The organism is Vibrio tritonius, assembly GCF_001547935.1.
GTDB classification, from domain to species: domain Bacteria; phylum Pseudomonadota; class Gammaproteobacteria; order Enterobacterales; family Vibrionaceae; genus Vibrio; species Vibrio tritonius.
The window spans coordinates 2,367,267-2,382,308 of sequence record NZ_AP014635.1 but is presented as its reverse complement, the minus strand read 5'-3'; the positions used below and the strand labels follow the sequence as shown (position 1 = coordinate 2,382,308).

General features: G+C 42.8%; 11 protein-coding genes. 6 read left to right on the top strand and 5 right to left on the bottom strand.

The features are described from left to right. Positions 1-78 precede the first annotated feature (78 nt). Positions 79-843, bottom strand: a complete 765-nt coding sequence (locus JCM16456_RS10495; protein WP_082712280.1) for a recombinase family protein — start codon at positions 841-843, stop codon at positions 79-81. 591 nt (positions 844-1,434) lie between these two features. Between JCM16456_RS10495 and JCM16456_RS10490 the strand changes: the two genes are divergently transcribed. The 5 genes from JCM16456_RS10490 to JCM16456_RS10470 all read left to right on the top strand — a co-directional run bounded on the left by JCM16456_RS10490 (position 1,435) and on the right by JCM16456_RS10470 (position 8,952). Further along, positions 1,435-2,745: a CitMHS family transporter gene (locus JCM16456_RS10490; RefSeq protein ID WP_068714167.1), complete on the top strand. Its 1,311-nt coding sequence runs from the start codon at positions 1,435-1,437 to the stop codon at positions 2,743-2,745. Positions 2,746-3,029: 284 nt separating this feature from the next. After that, positions 3,030-4,421 carry an MFS transporter gene (locus tag JCM16456_RS10485; RefSeq protein WP_068714166.1) on the top strand — a complete coding sequence of 464 codons (1,392 nt, stop codon included), beginning with the start codon at positions 3,030-3,032 and terminating at the stop codon, positions 4,419-4,421. 12 nt (positions 4,422-4,433) lie between these two features. Then, positions 4,434-5,369 (top strand): glycoside hydrolase family 43 protein, encoded by a 936-nt coding sequence (locus JCM16456_RS10480; protein WP_068714165.1) that lies wholly within the window; start codon positions 4,434-4,436, stop codon positions 5,367-5,369. Positions 5,370-5,929: 560 nt separating this feature from the next. Then, positions 5,930-6,169, top strand: a complete 240-nt coding sequence (locus JCM16456_RS10475) for a hypothetical protein (RefSeq protein WP_068714164.1) — start codon at positions 5,930-5,932, stop codon at positions 6,167-6,169. A 17-nt stretch (positions 6,170-6,186) separates the two neighbouring features. Beyond that, entirely contained in the window at positions 6,187-8,952 is a 2,766-nt protein-coding gene (locus tag JCM16456_RS10470) for a beta-glucosidase (RefSeq protein WP_068714163.1), read from the top strand. 85 nt (positions 8,953-9,037) lie between these two features. On the opposite strand, the gene JCM16456_RS10465 is transcribed toward JCM16456_RS10470, so the two are convergent. Continuing rightward, a complete protein-coding gene (locus tag JCM16456_RS10465; protein ID WP_068714162.1) occupies positions 9,038-9,658 on the bottom strand; it encodes a LysE family translocator in 621 nt (206 codons plus the stop codon). 144 nt (positions 9,659-9,802) lie between these two features. Here JCM16456_RS10465 and grxB point away from each other — a divergent pair, with 144 nt between their 5' ends. Continuing rightward, positions 9,803-10,441: a glutaredoxin 2 gene (gene grxB, locus JCM16456_RS10460; protein WP_068714161.1), complete on the top strand. Its 639-nt coding sequence runs from the start codon at positions 9,803-9,805 to the stop codon at positions 10,439-10,441. 104 nt (positions 10,442-10,545) lie between these two features. Here grxB and JCM16456_RS10455 read toward each other — a convergent pair whose 3' ends face one another. The 3 genes from JCM16456_RS10455 to JCM16456_RS10445 all read right to left on the bottom strand — a co-directional run bounded on the left by JCM16456_RS10455 (position 10,546) and on the right by JCM16456_RS10445 (position 14,928). Continuing rightward, positions 10,546-12,474 carry a putative bifunctional diguanylate cyclase/phosphodiesterase gene (locus tag JCM16456_RS10455; RefSeq protein WP_068714160.1) on the bottom strand — a complete coding sequence of 643 codons (1,929 nt, stop codon included), beginning with the start codon at positions 12,472-12,474 and terminating at the stop codon, positions 10,546-10,548. Positions 12,475-12,503: 29 nt separating this feature from the next. Next, positions 12,504-12,992 carry an oxidoreductase gene (locus tag JCM16456_RS10450; RefSeq protein ID WP_068714159.1) on the bottom strand — a complete coding sequence of 163 codons (489 nt, stop codon included), beginning with the start codon at positions 12,990-12,992 and terminating at the stop codon, positions 12,504-12,506. 394 nt (positions 12,993-13,386) lie between these two features. Continuing rightward, complete coding sequence (locus JCM16456_RS10445; RefSeq protein WP_068714158.1) at positions 13,387-14,928, bottom strand: bifunctional GNAT family N-acetyltransferase/carbon-nitrogen hydrolase family protein; 1,542 nt, start codon at positions 14,926-14,928, stop codon at positions 13,387-13,389. Between the last annotated feature and the right edge of the window lie 114 nt (positions 14,929-15,042).

Here is a 15,042-nt window from a genome sequence, read left to right as displayed (position 1 = left end):
ACGATGCACCTTTTATTTGTAAAGCGGTTAACTGGGTAGCTGGTTAATCGCTGAATATAAAGCAGTGAGATAGGATGACTATTCGGCTGTCGTACTGTCTTGCTGCTTTCCTTGCCCTCGTCTTCCTCGCTCTTCTCGATGGTGACGTCCGCCCAATCCGCGCTCCTTGCCTGAACGGTCATGGCCGCGTTCTCCTTTGTGCTCATGACGGCCACCGCGATGATGTCCGCGTCCTCGATGGCGTAAGCCGCCAAATTCATCATGCTCCGCTATTTTTGCTTTAACGCGTTTTACCGTTGACAGACTGCAGTCGCACTCTTGTGCCACTTCTTCGAGTGTTTTGCCTTCCAGTAGGCTCGCGGCAATGAGCTGATGTTTTTCTCGATTAGCGGGACGCCCACGGAATTTTTCATTCCACGCGGCTTTATCACCACGCAAAGCTTCGCGTCCTTGATGGGCTGCGCGTAAGCGATGACGCGTTTCTGCGCCAGCAAAGCCTTCAAGCATATGCAAAACAATTTGGCTGGCCTCGCTATCGGGCGTGATGGTGAGGGCTGGTTTTATGGTTTGCACCGTGATGTTTTTGGCGAGTAAGGTCTGCATTATGTCGTGACATTGCTGCATATTTTTCGAGAAGGCCGTTAGCCAGTAAACAACAAGCGTATCTTGATCCACCAATTGTGCGAGTAAGGCAGAGAACTCAGGGCGCTCTAGTGGAGGAACTCGCCCTTTTACGACATCTTTGAATAGAGTGGCTTGTGGGTGTTGTTGGGTTAACTCATCCAGTTGAGTGGCAAAGTGTTCATTTTTGGGAGAAAATTTGGTGTAGAGGTAAGTTGTCATACAGAAACCTTTTTGTTCATTTGATGTTATGGTTCATAATTTAGTCTGGTTCATAAATAATTTCAAACACCAAATGAGCCAAATGCTTAATAAATGGATGACAAAAACTAAGAGTGAAATTGTTTAACATTTTGATTAATATATAAATATTTTCTTTTAATTTAGGATGGGTAAAGAAACGTAAAGAGCAATAAATAGTGATTAAGTTACGTTATCTGAGCTTAAACAGAGAGCGATAGGGCTACGAACGAAGTGACCCTTATGAGCCAACGGTAAAATGCACAACATTTATGCAGTGAATTTTTATTGAATAAATATTGGTCGCATAGATACTGAAAAGCAATAATTCTCATATAATGATAATTTATAATTCAATCCGAATTGACCCGATTAGGTATAAAAGTCAATTTTTACACTATTTAAATCAACATATTAAAAACAAATTATGCACAATGGTGCTTATTTGTTTAACATTTGAGCTGTTATTTCTGCGTAATATCACAATCCCATTTATTGAAAAAAGCGAAATAAATATTCAGTGTTAACCTCGTTAGCGACATAAAAATAACAACGGATGTTTATGAGGTATGTATGCTGCTGGCTATTTGTGGCTTTTTAATGCTCTTTACTATTTTGTTTTTGTTGTTCAAAAGCAAAACACTTCCCGTGGTGGTGTTTATCACCATTCCCGTCATTGCCGCGTTCGCCGCTGGATTCTCCATTGATGAAGTCGTGAGTTTTGTTGAGTTTGGTATTTCCAAAACCAGCAAGATGGCCGTGCTGTTTATTTTTTCGGTAACCTTTTTTGGAGTGATGTCTGATGCAGGCATGTTCGATGGGTTAGTGAATAAGCTTGTGACCAAAGCGGGAACTAATGTTGTTGCGGTGGCGATTGCAACAGCGATTATTGGTATTTTTTCTCATCTTGATGGGGCAACGGTGACCACCGTATTGGTGACGGTTCCGGCTATGTTGCCTATTTATAAGAAACTTAATATTCGTCCCCATTTACTGTTGATGATCGTTGGTTGTGGTATGGGGGTGATGAACCTCTTACCTTGGGGGGGCCCTGTGATGCGCGAAGCCATTGTGCTAAAAATGGATGCTGGCGATCTCTGGCACATACTCTTGCCAATGCAAGGGGCTGGTATTGTCGCCACATTGGCGCTTGCGGTGGTCATGGCTCTTAAAGAGAAGAAATTCCATGGCGCAGGTCAAGTTGCCGTGGTGGAAGATGCGCAAGGAGCCGTGAAACTCGAAGAGGTTGATGATGAGGCGTTACGATTAAAACGGCCTCATCTTGCTTGGGTCAACCTCGGTGTTTTATTGCTGATGTTGATCGTGTTAGTCATTGATGTTTTTCCAACTTATTTCGTTTTCATGGTTGGGTGCTGTGTGGCCTTGCTGATCAACTATCCCAATATGAAAGAGCAAAAAGCACGTATGATGGCTCATGCACCTGCAGCGATCGATGTCTCTTCCGTGATGCTAGCTGCGGGTATTATGGTTGGTGTGTTGAGTAAGTCGGGAATGTTGGAAGCAATGGCTGTACCGCTTTTGCACGTCATTCCGGCATCAATCGCTCAGTATCTGCACATCATTATGGGGATATTTGCCTTCCCATTAGGAACAATGTTGGGTACGGATTCTTACTTCTATGGTTTATTGCCGCTTGCGATTGAAGTAGGTAAAAACTACCAAATTCCCGGATTAACGATGGCTATTGCGATGCTGGTTGGGAAAAACTTAGCTTTGCTGATTAGCCCACTTGTTCCTGCTACTTACCTTGGTATCGGGTTGGCGAATGTGGAATTAAAAGAGCACATTCGTTACAGCTTTTTAGGTTTGTGGATTGTTGGTTTGGTTATGTTAGTGTTTGCTTTTTTTATCGGCATACTTTGACCGATATTGGCTAGTTTAATCAAACTCATTCAACTTCGACGGAAACGACACAGTTTAGCAGTGTCGTTTTTTTTATTTATAAAAAACGTCTTTCAATCAGAGAATTAGCCTTATTAAATAGAGGAATATTATTAAGTTGTGATCTCGTGCGTTGTAACATTCGCTGAATATATGGACAAAATAGCTGTAATTGTTCGAGTTGGAATAGGTTAACATCAGAGCGTTGAGTAACTCTTTATAAGTAAGAAACATTATAAAAGTCTTGCCCTGCAAAGAGGTACTCTATGTATAAATACAAACTCTCCGTTTTGGAAAAAGTGGGATTTGGCTCTGGTGATATGGCGGTCAACGTCGTGATTTCATCCATGATGCTGATCATTACCTTCTTCTACACCGATATTTTTGGTATTCATGCTCAAGATTTGGCGATGTTGTTCATTGTTGTGCGCTTAATCGATGCGATTACAGACCCTCTGATGGGGCTGATTACCGATAAAGTCAATACACGTTGGGGACGTTATCGTCCATACATGTTGTTTATATCCATTCCGTTTGGTCTTTCTGTATTTTTAACATTTAGTACACCAGACTTAGGATATAACGAAAAACTGGCTTATGCCTATGCCACCTATATTCTAGTAACCATTATGTTTACCGCGGTGACTATTCCTTATATCTCATTAATCAGTGTATTAACCGATGACCCACAAGAGCGACTATCTGCGAATGGTTATCGTCTGTTCTTTGCCAAAATTGCGGCTTTCTTGGTGACTATTATTGTTCCTCAATTAGCAGCCTCTTGGGGCGAAGGTGGCGTTCAGGCTGGTTATAAATACGCAATGGGATTAATGGGATTAATGGGGACTCTATTATTCCTGTTCTGTTTCTTTACCACCAAAGAACGGTTAGAGCACCAAGTAGAAAAAGCCCCAATTTTACATCAAATGGGAATGCTATTTAAAAACGACCAGTGGGTAGTTCTCTTTTTAGTGTGTATTACCGGTACGGTGGGTTATGTTATTCGAGGTTCTGTTGGTGCTTACTACGCTAAATATTATCTCGGTGGTGACGCTGGCATGATTTCCGCGTTTCTTGCTACTGGTGTGACAGCGGCTATTTTGGCTATGGTTGCATCCACTTGGATTACAAAACGTTTTTGTAAAGTAAAACTGTTCCGTTATAGCCAAATATTGGTCATGGTGTTGAGTGCTTTGATGTATTTGGTCGTAGGGCGTGATGATGTTGTACTCGCGTTTGTTTTTTACTTCCTCATCTGTTTCGTGGTGGATCTTCATGCCCCCGTTTTCTGGTCTGCGATTGCAGAAGCAGTGGATTATGGACAGTACCGCTCGCGTGAACGTGTCTCTGGACTTGCCTTTGGGGGGATCTCTTTTGCGCAAAAATTTGGGATGGGGATCGCCGGTGCGATTGTTGGTTGGTTGCTGACTTTCTTTGATTACGTACCAAACCAAGAACAAAGCTCCATGGCGTTGACGGGTATTGCTTTAATGCTGACGATTATCCCTGGGGTGTTCCATTTCTTAATGGGTGGGCTGATGTTTAAATACAAAGTGACCGATGCTTACTATCACAAAATGATGGAAAACATGCCGGATGAAACAGCAGAGGCTAGCCCAGAGTTGGATCCAACTCACTCTCATGCTGTATTGAAATAAAAGGAAAGCGCAATGAAGTTTAACAATCCGATCATATCTCAACGTGCCGATCCGCAGGTGTATCTGCATGATGATGGTTACTACTACTTTACCGCGTCAGTACCGGAATATGACCGTATTGAGCTGCGTCGTGCCAAGACTTTGACAGGTCTGGCTGATCCAGAATCGATCATTACCGCGTGGCAGAAACCCGATGAGGGCCCTTATTCTGAACTGATTTGGGCTCCGGAAATTCACCTAGTGCAAGGTCGCTGGATGATTTATTTCGCAGCAGCGCCAAGTCGTGAAATTAAGGATGACCTATTCCAACATCGGATGTATGCCATAGAAAACTTAAGTTCTGACCCGATGACACCAGAATGGACATTTGCTGGTCAGGTGGATTCAGGTATTGATGCTTTTTGCCTTGATGCGACAGTGTTTCATCATCAGGAGAAAGACTATTACATCTGGGCGCAAAAAGATCCGAAGATTGCGGGAAATTCCAATCTTTATATTGCTGAAATGGCGACACCAACACAGCTTAAATTGCCTGGTACGTTACTAACGGTTCCGGAATTTGAGTGGGAAACCCGCGGGTTTATGGTCAATGAAGGACCGTACTTGTTACAGAGTCACGGTAAGGTGTGGTTAACATATTCCGCCAGTGCAACGGATGAAAACTATTGCATGGGAATGCTTTGGGCGGATGAAAGTAGTGATCTTTTGGTGGCAGACAATTGGCATAAATCACCAGTGCCCGTATTTCGAACCAACTGGCCAGCCAAGGTCTATGGTCCGGGTCACAGCAGTTTTACCAAGGATGAGCAGGGTAATGATGTGTTGGTTTACCATGCGCGGGATTATACCGAAATTGAAGGCGACCCTTTGTGGGACCCTAATCGCCATACAAGGATGAAGTCCTTTACTTGGAAAGATGGTATGCCTGACTTTGGTAATGCGGAATAACGCTCATTACTAACGCACTATTCCTAAATGTAAGTCATTTAGGCAAATGCTGAACGCAGACTCGCATAAATCTATCCATGGGGCTCTTCTTTGCCATCCTTTGGTAAAGAGGGGCTGCTTATCAGAATCTGCCTAATGGGTATAAGAACAGTTAGTTAGCGACCGAAACACCCCAAAAACCTCTTCATTACGAAGAGGTTTTTTTAGATCTATATTCCAACAATCTGATTTATCTATGAAATTTTTCTGTCAGCTGAGTGTTAGGTGGGTGCAATAAATGTCACCCTTTGTCGATATAATACTCATTTAATTGGCACGTTGTACGCATACTTATTTTGGTTTTATACGAACAAAAATACATAACTAATTGATTTATTAAGTTTTAATAGTCTTTATTTCATTGGGATGACATGAGACTTTAGGTACTATTTGACAGCTTACCCCTTAAAGAAGTTCCATCTTGTTTACCGTATTTCGCCATGGTTAATATAACCGTACGGTTTGGTTTAATTTAAATCGAATCAATTCATGACAGCAGCATCCAGTAAGGAGAGATGGTGATGAGTTTTCAAAAGCAGTGGAGTCTTTTAGGTATCGCAATAATGGTTACCTCGCCTTTAGCCGCATTCGCGCAAAGCACTCAAAACAACAGTGACGCACAAGCACGAGCGGAGTACGAACAGAAAAAAGATAATATTACGTACGCCAGTGACTACGTGGAGAAGAACAATACAAAACAGCAGCAACTGTTGCAGGTTTCACCAAAACACGACGACTCCCTGAGCGTTAAAACCAAATAAGAGTGATGAGTAAGACGATGAAATTAAGCAAGGTAGGATCGCTAGTCTCATTAGCAATTTTGGTTGCACCAATGGGCGCACAAGCTGATTACAATGGAAAAACATGGGCAGAAGTCGAAGCACGAGTCAGTGCAATTGCGGATAACATGTCTCAATCCGAAAAATACAGTTTTATTCGTGTTGATGATGGGCACATGATCCCAACCAATTCGCGATTTGGGATTGATGGAACGGTGGCTTACGACTCTTCCATGGGGGTGTATGTCAATCGTACTATTTTCGGCGCAAGTTACCCTTCTCAAACCCTTTTAGCTGCAACTTGGGACATTAATCGTGCCAAACAACTGGGTATGGCGCTAGCCTACGAAACACGTAGTGCTGGTGGTGAACAAGTATTGTCTCCGGTGGTGAATTTATACCGTACCCCTTTTAATGGACGCACTGCAGAGTCGATCTGTGGTGAAGACCCCTTTTTATGCGCTGTGATGGCTCCAGCGATTACTAATGGTATTCAGGTGCAAGGTGTTCAAGCGGGTGCTAAGCACCTAATCGCCAATGAGCAAGAAGCTAATCGCCATTATCTAGATGTGAATGTAGACGAACGCACCTTACGTGAAATGTATTTGGTGCCATTTGAATCCCTAGTGAAAAACGCGGATATCGCATCCATCATGTGTGGTTTTAACAAAATCAATGGTGAATACGCTTGTGAAAACCACCACATCATAACCGATATTTTGAAAGGTGAGTGGGGTTATCAAGGTTTTGTTCTGTCAGACTTTAACTCTATTCAACATGGTTTTGAAGGCGCGTGGGCTGGTACTGACTTGGATATGCCATCAGGCTTGAAATTTACCGAGTCAACATTACAGCCGTACGTAGAAAGTGGTGCACTGACACAAAACGTGATTGACGATAAAGTGAAACGTAATTTACGTGCATTGGTTCGTTATGGTTTTGATGAAGCAACGTATTCTGCTCATACATTAGATTATCCAGAGTATGGTCAGGAAGCTTCGCTTGATGCGGCTCGAGAAGGGATTGTGTTACTGAAAAACGAGTCGGGCAACAATGGTAAAATTTTGCCGTTGAGCAAATCAGCTAAGGTTGCCGTAATTGGTGACTTTGCACAGCAAGCACCAACTTCTCCATACGGAACGGCTAACTCCGATCCCGACGATAACTATGTGACGGAGCTTGCAGGTTTACAACAACTAAACACTAACGCTAATAATGTTACCTTTATTAAGAGCATGTCGTTAACGCCAAGCACAGCGCTATATGTTCAACCAGATTGCACTAGCGAAGATGATACATGTGAAGTGGGTGTAACTGCGGAGTACTTCGATAATACTGACTTATCAGGCGAACCTGTATTAACGCGTAAAGAACTTGGCATTAACTTTGATTGGACAACGATGACCAACGAAGTGGTTAACCCATGTACCGATGATGACAGTGATAACGATACAGGCCTAGATTGCAGTTCCATTCCAAGTGATGCACAAGATGGTGTTCGTGAAATAAGCGATGTGTCGCCAACACAAGGTGCGTTTTCTGTACGTTTGACTGGTAAATTACGTCCAACCGTCGACGGTGTGCACGTCTTTAAAGTGCGTGCAGATGGCCCATTCAAGTTGTACATGAATGGTGATTTGTTGATGGAAAGCGACGGTGAGCCACGCGCATCGGATGTACCTAACGCAGTACCTGTAACGGTGAAAACACCTAAGTTGGAAGCGGGAAGCCTCTATTCATTCCGTCTGGAATACAGCCGTGAGCAATATTTCCAATCTAACCTTGGTGGTTTAAACGGAATTCAGTTTAGCTGGGCATCATTGGTTCCGCCGACTGATCTTGCTGATTACGATGCCGTTGTTGCAGTTGTTGGTCGTAACTACGAGTATGAAGGAGAAGGTTTTGACCCAAGCTTTGATCTTCCAGATCAAGAAAAAGTAATGCTGAAAAAAGTGATCGCCACTAATCCAAATACTATTGTTGTGATGCATGGTGGTGGGGCGATGAATATGATGCCATGGGCAAACACCGCTCCGGGTATCTTGCACGCTTGGTACAGTGGTCAATACGGTGGTCAAGCGTTGGCTGAAATCCTATATGGTGACGTAAACCCATCGGGTAAACTGCCAATTACACTCGATAAACGAGTCAAATTTAACCCAAGTTATGCATCGTATTCTGACCCTGACGAATACGTGGGCGATGATGCGAAAACCAGTATGACCTATTCTGAAGGGCTGTTCTTTGGTTACCGTGGTTATGAAGTATCTAGCCATAAGCCACTGTATCCGTTCGGATTTGGTTTGTCATATACTGATTTTATCTTCTCTGATATGTCACTTTCTACCAGCAAAGTCACCGGAGACGATGTTATGTATGCCAACTTTACCGTAACCAATACTGGCGGTAAGGCTGGGTATGCGGTACCTCAACTGTATATCGCTCCATTAAGCGCGAGTGTTGAGCGCCCAGAGCATGAGCTGAAAGGTTTTAGCAAGATCTACTTAGAGGCTGGTGCAAGCAAAACCGTTTCTATTCCACTTAATGCGCGTTCATTTGCTTATTATGTGAAAAGTAGTGACAGTTGGGTGGTTGAGCCAGGGACTTACCGTATCGAAGTCGGCGATAGTTCAGATAACATCCTATTGTCGAATACGATGAAAGCAGACGACACCATAACGCTCACTACGCAGGACTCAAACCCGCTACCGGGACCACTGCAATTATCAGTTCAAGTTGATAAGTCTGAGGCTTACGCCTATTAAGCGAATCTCTGAGAGAAGTCGTTAAAAGAGAAAAGCAAAACGCCCACAGTAATGTGGGCTTTTTTTTCGGATGGAGAAGGAAACCTTAACTGCAGAAAAGCCAAATACCGACCCCTATCATCAATGAACCTGCTATACGATTGAGTAAACGTACATTTTTTGCTTGGCCTAATGCTTTGCGTAGTCCTTTACCACCGGTGGCATAAAGAGACATGCAAAGAAACTCAGACAGCATAATAATACTCACCAAAAACGCTAACTGAGGAGTCAAGCTGATTGAGTTATCAATGAAAGGGGGCAGTAGAGAAATCATAAATGCCCAGCCTTTTGGGTTGGCGATCGCAGTGATAAAACCTTGCGCGATCAAATCACGATCGTTACCTTCAAAACGCTGTTGCTCATCAAAACTGACGGCCAGTTTGCCTTTCGATAACCACATTTGAACACCAAGGTAAGCAAGATAGCTTGCCCCTATCCATTTAAAGACGGTAAATAGCCAAGGATAGTGCAACATGACTGCCGCAATGCCAACCACCGCCGATATGGCAACTACAGCGACACCAATGACTTCTCCCGCCATCATCCACAATGTGCGACGATAGCCAATACTCATGCCTAACGTTAAAGCCAAGGTCATGCACATCCCAGGAGTGATCGATACAAAAAAGAAAGTAGGGATAAACATACCCAATATTGCCGTGTTCATAAATGAAATCCATATCCTTATTATTGAGCTGATCTTCACATTAATATTGTGTGATTCAAGTAGCAAGAGAGAATCAAAGAAAAAACGTCATGCCATGTCGGTTATGGCATAATGCGGTGATATTTAATGATAAACGGTACTACTATGCTAACTCTTTATATTTACGAGCATTGCCCTTTTTGTGCGCGTGTTCGTTATGTTGCTGGCCTTTTGCATATTCCTGTTGAAGAAAAGGTATTGGCTTATGATGATGTGGCAACGCCAACGGAACTGATTGGTAAAAAAGCTGTGCCGATTTTGGTTAAAGATGATGGTTCTGCTATGGGTGAAAGCCTAGATATTATCCATTATCTTCTGGAGCTAAAGATTCAACAAGTCGCCTCTCAAACGGTTAGTGATGATGTGGCAAACTGGCAATCTCAAGCATTTCCTCTGCTGCAAAAAGTGGGTTACCCACGTTGGCATCAGTTGGGCTTAGGGGAATTTTTAACTCTTAACAGTCGTCAACAGTGGCAACAAAACAAAGAGACTGAAGAGCTTAATTTTGAGCGTTTAATTGCTGATAAAGACGCAATAGCAGCGCAAGTTTCAGAACATATTGCCGCAGTTGAGGCGTTCTTGTTCCCAGCTCAAGGTGTGACAAGTTTGCTCGAAGAAGCCGTCATCTACTCGCTGTTACGAGGTTGGATTTGCTTACCTGAAATTGAATGGCCTGAGCGGGTGATGACGTGGCTACGTCGTCGTTCTGTTGCGACGGGTGTCAGTGTGATGATGGCCGATTAAGCGATTCTAAAATGTCAGTCATTTAGGTAAATGTCCTACGCAGACTCTCTTTTCTATCTCTGGTAAAGGGAGCCTGCTTATCTGCATTAGCTTAATGATCAGAACTAGTGAAGTGATTTGTTGCGTTTTTCATCTTGTTCAGCGAAAAAGCGCAGGCCAAATTCGGCAAATTCTTCTTTGCGAACCGGTTTTGAAAAATAGTAGCCCTGAAATTCATCTACCCCTAATTCCGTTAACCGCTCCAATTGATTTTTCTGCTCGACGCCTTCAGCAACCACCTTGATCCCAAGTTGATGGGAGAGTGTTACGATCGCTGAAATAAAGAAATGTTGGTTATCATGCTGGCTAATATTTTCAACGAAGGATTTATCAATCTTCAACTTGTTGAATTTCATGTGGTTTAAATTATAAAGTGATGACCAACCTGTACCAAAGTCATCTAGCGCCATGCGTATGTTAATTTCTTCTAAACGTTTGATGATATTACTGCTGCGTTCAACCTCATCTAGCGTCATGGTTTCGGTAATTTCCAATACAATAGAGTTAAGGAAATTGGTTTCAGCCTCTCCAGAGAAAATGGCTGCCATCATCTCTGGTAACTCCTCATCGAAAAGGGAATCTGACAAGTTAATCGCCACCTCAACCCGATGGCTAAATGGTGCCCAGTCGTGCATTAGTGCATGCTTTACTTGTAGCATGATCCAGTAACCCAAACGTTTGGCAAGCCCTGCCTCTTCCGCAATACGAATTAGATACTCAGGATTGATAAAACCATAGTTGGGATTATTCCAACGAATAAGAGCCTCACAGCCCAATTTATTGGAACTCACAACGGAGATAATAGGCTGAAAGCACATGTACAGTTGGGTTTGATCAGGGCTTGTTAGCAGTGCTTCCAGTTCGGTCGCTAATTGTTGTTTTTTACGATGTTCATTTTCGATTTCTTGGCTGTAATGAATGATCGAGTTTTCTGTCTTTCGCTTGGCAATATTGAGTGCAAAATCGGCATTATTGAATAGATTGGCTGTGCGCTTGACGTATTGTCGGTTGGTTTCTGATAGTTCATGTGAAGTTGCTATACCAAACGATAAACTTGCTCGATGGGACGGATCCATCTCTTTGAGTAGCAGAGAAAGTTCTGTTGCAAGCTTACTAATGCAACTCTCCATATCGAGTTGTGGGTTAGTGGAGAGAATGGCAAACTCGTCGGCACCAACACGGGCGCAATCAACGCCTTCATATAGCGCACACTGTTGGCGTAAATAGGCGCTTAAAGAGACCAGAACTCTATCGCCATAGTCATAGCTAAAGGTGTCATTAAGGTCTTTGAAACCATTGATATCAAATAGTGCCAATGAAGTTGGCTTGGCCGCTCGTTTTTGTTTTTCAATGGCAAAGAATAGGAAGTTACGGTTTTTGAGCTTGGTTAATGGGTCTTGCCAAGCCATTTCCTGCTGCAATTTGTTGTGATTGTAATAACGACGAGAGAGGTATGCCAAGATGAACAAAATAAAGATCATCGAGATATAGATTTGCGTCTTGGTTTCTTCAATAATGCGCCGGTGTTCAATCGACTGACTTCCAGTAAAATTAACGATCATGAGATTACGCACTTCCGGTAGAATAGCGTGCAGTTGTTGTTGTAGGATGGCGAGTTTTTCGCGATTACCTGTTATCACATCTTGCTCATGAACCTTTAAAAGGGTAAATGCTCTTTCAACGGTGGATTTTGAGTCATAGCTATTACGCACTTGCTTCATTTCGTCACTGGTTAAAAATGTTTCATAGCGATTCCAAAGTATATCGAATTTGAGATTTAACCGCCGTTTAGAGACGGTTTTATCGAGTAAATAGCGATCTACCTGGTTCATTAGCTCCAGTGTTTCCACTTCCATTTGCGCAAGCGACCATGCCGACAGTTGAGTGTTTTTTGTCAGCATGTCGTAGACGTTGTTGAATTTAAACAGTGTCATAATGGTGAAGATGAAAAGAGCAAAAACCATCATTATGAAACCAAAAAAACTCTTATTCATGCGCAGTTATACCACCTATAGACTAAGGGCTATTTGGTTTGTTGGGTCAATTCAACTCGATTAACTTGCCATACCATACGGCTATGCAGTAATTCATTGTTTACTTGATTATATTTAGACAATGGATAGATAACCCAAATAGGCCCTTTGTCACGAACGCTCATCTCTTGTCCGTTACGTTCTACGGCAAATACAGGGTTGTACTTTTCGATATCCGAATATGGGATAACGGCCCAATAGTTGTTAAGAGCCGTCACTTTTAGGTTGCTTTTCATGCTGCCGGTCAATTCCAGCAACTTCTGGGCTGAGATGCCTTTAAATTTGGTTTGTCCATCAGTCCAAGGTGTCGCCGTGACAATCTCTTCATCTGCATTTTGAATTAACTGCTCAAGACTAAATTGTTGTGTGTTTGGAATGCCCGTTACTGTGAGTACGGTATCTTCTTGAGCAAATGAGACCGTTGAAAATAGGGTTGCTGCACCGACCAATAACCAGCGACTACATTGAGAGTGAACCATCGCAAAGCTCCTTCTTCGAGATAAAGTAAATCATTACAAAATATACCCCAATGACCTCAAGCTCCTGCGGGCGAATACATTCTCGCGGAAACAGCATCTTGAGGTTGTTTGAGTATAAGTATAGTCAGATTAAATAAGCATCTAATGAATAAACACCAATACAAGAGCTTACTAGCGCTTTGAAATAGTTGACTCTTTCGAGGTATTGCGGAGTTTTACTTGTTATGAATGTTTATGCGTAATGTCGATGATGGTCAAACAATAAGGGGCATGAGCCTATAAACGGTTAATTGACGTGGTGTTGAAGTGGGGAAAAGCCCCGATAAAACGGGGCGTTACAATGTTAGAACTCAAGGCTCATCGCTCGAAACAATCACAGAGTGACTCTAGATGATTATTTTGGAGCAATTTGCGGTTGTGTGAAGTTACCGTACAGATCCAATCGACGATGTCTTATATTGGTTACAGAGCCTTCAGTATTTAATTGTTTGAGTTTATCTAAATCTACATCGGCGAAGATGATCATCTCAGTATTGGGACTTGCCTCAGTAATCATGGCATCGTGTGGAAAATAAATGTCTGATGGAGAAAATACCGCTGATTGCGCATATTGAATGTCTACGTTATCGACACGAGGTAAATTGCCGACGCTTCCGCCAATCGCGACATAACATTCATTTTCAATCGCACGTGCTTGTGAACACAAACGGACTCGTTGGTAGCCATTTTTGGTATCGGTCCAGAAAGGAACAAAGATAATTTGTACATCCTGTTCGGCGAGCATACGTCCCAATTCAGGGAATTCACTGTCATAACAGATCAATATTCCAACACGACCAGCGTCGGTCTCAAAGGTTTGAATATGATTACCGCCATCAATTACCCAATCACGCTGTTCGTGTGGCGTAATATGTATCTTTTTCTGTTCATCAATGGTGCCATCTCTATGCAGAAGGTAAGAAACGTTATAGAGCTGCCCGTTTTCTTCAACTGGCATACTTCCCGCGATGATATTGATGTTGTAGGAAACGGCGAGTTCAGCAAAACGAAGTTTGATCTGTTCACTGAATGAGGCGAGAAAACGAATTGCCTCAACCGAACTTTGGCCGTGCTTTAAGCCCATTAATGGCGCATTAAAAAACTCAGGGAATAGGGCAAAATCTGCTTTGTAGTTTGAGAGCGAAGTGACGAAGAATTCGGCCTGTTCCATGAGATCTTGAACACCGACGACCGCTCGCATCTGCCATTGTACGATGCCGATACGAATGAGGGATTTTTCAACATCATGAATAGAATGAATATCTTCTTCATAAAAGACATTATCCCATTCTAATAGAGTGGCATAACCATGGGAGCTTTCATCTTCAGGGAGGTAGTGTCGCATGACACGTTTAACATCAAAATCATTGGAGAGTTGGAAGGAGAGAATGTGATCGTAGAGTTCTTTACGCTTCACCTTTTCTATGTATTCCAACACGGTCATCTCGTCTGCGTGGTCTTTGTAGCGGGGTATTCGACCGCCAGAGAGAATGGCTTTTAAATTATTACTACGACAAATTTCTTTGCGAGCTTCGTAAAGGCGACGTCCTAAGCGAAGACCTCGATAATCAGGGTGAACAAAAACATCCAAACCATACAGAGCGTCGCCATTACGTTTATGCTGGATAACATTGTGTTCATCGACGATGTCTGTGTAAACGTGGGGAAGAGACATCCGGTTATAATCTACTTTAATTGTCAGTGCAGCTCCGACGATTTGCCCGTTGTCTTCGATACAAACTTGTCCATCAGGAAATTGATGGATTAAATCCATTATGGTCATTCTTGGCCATGCGCCACCTACGTCGGGAAAGACGAGATCCATGAGTTCTGCCAATTGAGGATAATCACTTTTCTCTATCACACGTAGCGTAAGACGTGGGGTTGGATTTCTCATTAATCCTTTACCTCTGTTGCTAATCTGGTTTCATATTGACGTGCTTCGCTTGGCAATTCAAGCAGTTCGAAAAATGATGACCATATACTGACACTTAAGACGCTAGCGTCCGCT